The organism is Herbaspirillum sp. GCM10030257, assembly GCF_042666555.1.
In the GTDB taxonomy this organism is placed as follows: Bacteria; Pseudomonadota; Gammaproteobacteria; order Burkholderiales; family Burkholderiaceae_D; genus Noviherbaspirillum.
Genome location: NZ_JBHTDH010000070.1, coordinates 1 through 5595 on the forward strand (window position 1 = coordinate 1; position 5595 = coordinate 5595).

Sequence of the window (5595 nt, forward strand, 5' to 3'; positions counted from 1 at the left end):
GGTGCTGCTGCGCTTCCAGCGCCTGCTTCTTCACCCGCTGCAGCAACTCCCCGACAGCCGGCTGCCCGGACAGGTCCACGCGCAGCGCCAGGTTGTTCAGGAAGAATCCAATCAGCGGTTCAAGCTCGACGCGGCTCCGGTTGGCAACCGGTGTCCCGATCACCAGTTCCTGCTGTCCTGACAAGCGCCCAAGCACAACCGCCCATGCCGCAAGAAGCGTGACGAAAAGTGTCGTTCCGTTGCGCTGGCTAAACGCCTTCAGCTCGCCCACGAGCCCGGCATCCAGATTAAGGCCCGCCATTCCGCCTCGCGGGTCCATCAGCGCAGGGCGCGGGTAATCGCAAGGCAACTCAATTCGCGCTGGCGCGCCTGCAAGAGTACGCTGCCAGTACTCCGCCTGGATCGCCATCGCATCGCCGGCCAGGCCGCACCGCTGCCAGGCCGCATAGTCGGCGTACTGGACTGCAAGCGGCGCAAGCGGATCTTCCCTATCGTGCGTGAATGCACGGTACAGGATCCCCAACTCACGCACCAGCACTTCCAGCGACCATGCATCAGAGACGATGTGATGCATGGTGATCAGCAGAACATGCTCTTCCGGACCCATGCGAATCAGCCGACCTCGCGCCAATGGGCCGGCCTGCAAGTCGAAGCGCGTACTGGCTTCGTCAACCACCAGGTGCTGCAATTCGGCATGTGCGTCGTTGCGATCCGACAAATCCTGTTCCTGCAACGCGAAGCCCAGGCCCGCATCTCCGATGTGTTGCATCGGCACGCCGTCCGCCAGGTCGAAGGTGGTACGCAGAACTTCATGACGATCGATCAGCCTGTCAAGCGCGCGTTGCAAGGCCCGCAAGTCCAGCCGGCCCTTCAGGCGCAGCCCTGCGGGCATGTGCAGCGTCAGATCTGCCTCACCCATCTGCGCCAGCAGCCAGAGGCGCTGCTGCGAGAACGACAATGCCAGCGGGCCGTTCCGCTCAACCGCGATGACGGGCGGAAGTGTGGTGTGCTCAGCGCGGCCGACCGCTTGCGCAAAGACTTTCAGGACCGGGTAATTGAACAAGTCGGCAATGCCGACATCCACGCCGAGCATCTGTTGTAGGCGGGCGCACATGGTCACCCCCAGCAACGAGTGTCCGCCCAGCATGAAAAAATCGTCCTGCCGGCCTACCTGCTCTTGCTTGAGCACTTCCGACCAGACCTGCGCGACGGCGGTTTCGACTGCTCCCACTGGCGCTTCGTACACGCGGATTGCATAGGCGCTCTCGCCTGGTACGGGCAAGGCGCGCACATCCAGTTTGCCACTCGGCGTTAATGGAAGACTATCCAGTGCGACATAGGCGGCGGGCACCATGTATTCCGGTAATCGGCTCGCCAAAAAGGCGCGCAGTGCATCTGGCCCGGCAACGTCGCTGTTACCCGTAAAGAAGGCAACCAGCCGCTTGCCGGCATTGGCGTCCTCAAACACGCACACGGCAGCGGCCGCAACTCCGGGGTGTTGTGCCAATACCGCCTGGACCTCTTCCGGCTCGACCCGGAAACCACGGATCTTGACCTGGGAATCGCGGCGTCCGAGAAATTCAAGGCTGCCATCGACAGCGAAACGTCCGATGTCACCGGTTCTGTACAAGCGCGCATCAGGATCGTCGAGGCAAGGATCGGGCACGAAACGCTGGGCGCTGAGTTCCGATCGGTTCAGGTAGCCGCGTGCAAGCCCTGGTCCGCCGATGTAAATTTCCCCCGGCACGCCGGGCGGGACGGGAGCACCCTGCTCATCGAGCAGATAGATCCGGGTATTTGCGATCGGACGACCGATCGAGCGATGCGAACCTTTGCCATCGACGATCTCGTCGACGGTGACTACCACTGTCGTCTCGGTCGGCCCGTAGGTATTGAACAAGACCGGCCGCTGTCCATCGCGCAGGAACCACTGGCGCAACGCGCTCCGCTCGACCGCCTCGCCGCCGATGATCACCGCTCTCATGCATGGCGGGATGACGGCGGCCGTGTCGCTGGCTAACTGCTGCCAGAAGCGCGTGGGCAGATCAGCCACGCTGATCCGGTTAGCCGCGCACAGTTGCCAGAACACCTGCGCACTTGCCAGCCATGCATCGCTACGCAGTACCAGCGTCGCGCCCGACAGTAGCGTGCAGAAAATCTCTTCCACCGATGCATCAAAGCTGATCGATGCAAATTGCAATACCTGGTCGCTCTTGCTGATGCGGTAGCGGCGTGCAAGCGCCTGGACCTGGCTAGCGACCGAGCGATGCTCGACCATCACCCCTTTCGGTTCGCCGGTCGAACCGGAGGTGTAGATCACATAGGCGAGATGATGCGGCGCGGCCAGCGGCGGAAGATTGTCCGCCTCTTCGTCGGCCCAGCGATGAGCATCGCCGGCAAGATCAATGCACTGTGCGCCAACGTTGAGTGCAGCAATCAGCTCACCAGCCGATCCCGCCGCCAGCAAAGCCAAGGGTTCGCAATCGTCCAAGATGCGTGCGAGACGTGCGGCCGGATAGGCGGCATCGAGCGGCACATAGGCAGCGCCCGCCTTAAGGATGGCAAGCATGCCGACCAGCGTCTCAGGACTCCGGTCCGCGCATATCCCAATGCGCGTGTCGGGGGCGACGCCGAGCTTTCTCAGGTGCCGTGCCAGCCGATTCGCCCGTTCGTTGAGCTCGCCGTAAGAGAGGGCGTTGCCGTCATGCATCAGCGCGGTCGATTCCGGTGCGGCAGCCGCCCGTTCCTCGAACACTGCGTGCACGCATACGTCCTGCTGCGCAAGCGTCTCGACCGCGTTCCATTGGGCAAACAGGTCCGCCCGCTCCGCTTCGTCCAGCAAGGGCAGGCGCGAGATGGATGCTGCGCCGTCACTAGCGAAGGCGCGTGCCAGCGTGCGCAGGCAGGTGGCGAAGCGCTCGATGGTGATCCGGTCGAACAATGCCGTTGCGTACTCGATTTCGCCTGTTACCTTTCCGTCCTTCAGGCAAAGATGCAGCGACAGGTCGAACTGCGCAACACCGGACACCGCCGCCAGTGGTGTCAGTTCCAGCCCGGGCAAAGCGAGCGAAGCATCCTCATCGGCCTGCCAGGCGAACATCGACTGGAATACCGGCGTATGGGCCATGCTGCGCACCGGATTGACCAGTTCGACTAACTGCTCGAATGGCAGGTCCTGATGCGCCTGCGCTTCCAGTACCCGTGCCTTCACCCGTTGCAGCATTCCGCCTGCCGTCGGCGTCCCGGACATATCCAGGCGCAGCGCCAGCGTATTGACGAAGAAACCGATCAGACGCTCAACTTCGGGTGCATTGCGGTTGGCAACCGGGGTACCGACGACGATATCGTCCTGGCCAGAAAGGCGTGCAAGCAGCGTGCTCCAGGCTGCGAGCAGCGTCATGTACAGCGTCGTTCCGTAGCGTTCGCCCATGGCCTGCAGCGCAATGGTCAGATCCTTGTCGAAGACGAGATCGACGTGATCGCCGGCGTAGTCTTGTACCGGCGGACGTGGGCGATCCGACGGCAGTTCGAGCACAGCCGGCGCTCCCGCCAATGTGCGTTTCCAGAACTCGCACTGGGCTTGCAGGCGTTCTGCGTTCAACCAATGCCGCTGCCATACCGCAAAGTCCGCATACTGGATTGCCAGCGGCGCCAGCGGATCGTCTTCCATGCGGATGTAGGCGGAATACAGCGCGCTCAGCTCATGCACCAGAATGCTCTTGGACACGCCATCGGACACGATGTGATGCATCGTGACCAGGAGTGCATGTTCGTTGTCGGCGAGCGCGATCAGGCAGGCCCGAACCAGCGGACCGGCCTGAAGATCGAAGGGCGCTTTCGCTTCCTGGCGCGCCAGGTCTTCCAGCGCCGCTTCGCGGTCCGGATGCGTACGCAGGTCAAGCTCGCGCAACTCGAAGGCCTTGTCTTCGGGGGAAATCCGTTGCACCGGCTTGCCGTCTTCGAGAACGAAGGTCGAACGCAGGGCTTCATGCCTTGCCTGGATGCGATCAAGGGCGCGGTAGAGCGCACGCCGGTCGAGCCAGCCCGACAGCCGCAAGCCAATCGGGATGTGATACGCCTGGCTGACGCCCTCCATCTGCGACAGGAACCACAGCCGTTGCTGTGCAAATGACAGCGGTAGCGCGTCTGCACGCGACGCCAGCGTGATGGCTGGCAGCTCGCTTTGGGCAGCCTGGCCGACGGCTGTTGCCAGTAAGGACAGGCTGGCATGGGCGAACAGCTCGGTCACGCCCAGTTCCACGCCCAGTACCTGACGCACGCGCGAGGCGACCTTGACGGCCAGCAGCGAGTGGCCACCGAGGGTGAAGAAGTTGTCGTGGCGGCCGACCTGCTCAACGCCCAGCACTTCGGCCCAGATCGCAGCCAGTGCAGTTTCGACTTCACCGACCGGTGCTTCATACGCATGGCTCGCGTAGGCGTCGCCTTCCGGTGCCGGCAACGCCTGCCGGTCCAGCTTGCCGTTCGGCGTCAGCGGCAGGGTGTCGAGCTGCACGTACGCCGCCGGCACCATGTACTCGGGCAGCGTTGCTTGCAAGCTGACACGCAGCGCTTCAGTATCAAGCTGCGCATCGGTCGTCAGGTAGGCGACCAGCCGCTTGTCGCCCGGCCGGTCCTCGCGCGCCAGCACCACTGCTTCACGAATACCGTCCTGCTCCAGCAGCGCAGCTTCGATTTCACCCAGCTCGATACGGAAGCCGCGCAGCTTGACCTGCTGGTCATTGCGGCCAAGAAATGCGATGCTGCCATCCGGCAGGTAACGTCCGAGGTCACCAGTCCGGTACATCCGGGCATCCGGCTCGTTGCTGAACGGGTCGGCAACAAAGCGCTCGGCCGTCAGTTCATCGCGGTTCAGGTAACCGCGCGCCACCTGCACACCGCCGATGTGAATCTCGCCCACCACCCCCTGTGGCACCGGCTGACCATGCACGTCCAGCAAATAGATGCGGGTGTTGGCAATCGGACGCCCAATCGCCGGTGCCTGCTCGCTTTGCAGATCGCACACCTGCATCGTCGCGCACACCGTGTATTCGGTCGGCCCGTAGGCATTGAGCAAACGACGGTTACGCCCGAAACGCCGCACCAGGGCCGCATTCGATGCCTCGCCCGCCATCACCAGCGTGCGCACCGTCTCCAGCTGCGCTTCCTCCGGCAAGCCCGCCAGCACCACCGGCGGCAGGGTCACGTGCGTGATGCGCTCTTGCGCCAGCATCTCCACCAGCACCGGCCCGGCCAGCACCATGTCACTGGCCGGCAAAACCAGCGTAGCGCCCTGCACCAGCGTGGTCACAATCTCCGACACGCAAGCGTCAAAGCTGAATGACGCAAACTGCAGCACCCGGCTGTCGGCTTCTATCTCAAACCCGGCAATCTGCGCCTGTGCCAGGTTGCCCACCCCGCGATGCGCAACCATCACGCCCTTCGGCTGACCGGTCGAGCCGGACGTGTAGATCACGTACGCCAGGTGGTCGGGTTCGACTCCGGTTTCGCTACGGGAAAGGTTGTCGGCAGCCTGCCGCGCCCAGCGGCCACTGTCGGCTTCCAGGTCGATCAACGCCGTGCCCGAGCCGGCCACAG

1 protein-coding gene is annotated in these 5595 nt (G+C 63.5%); it reads right to left on the bottom strand.

The window, feature by feature from the left end; all coding sequences use genetic code 11:
* Positions 1–5595, bottom strand: a 5595-nt coding sequence (locus ACFQUU_RS28880) for an amino acid adenylation domain-containing protein (protein WP_382252048.1), incomplete at both ends; no start/stop codon positions are given.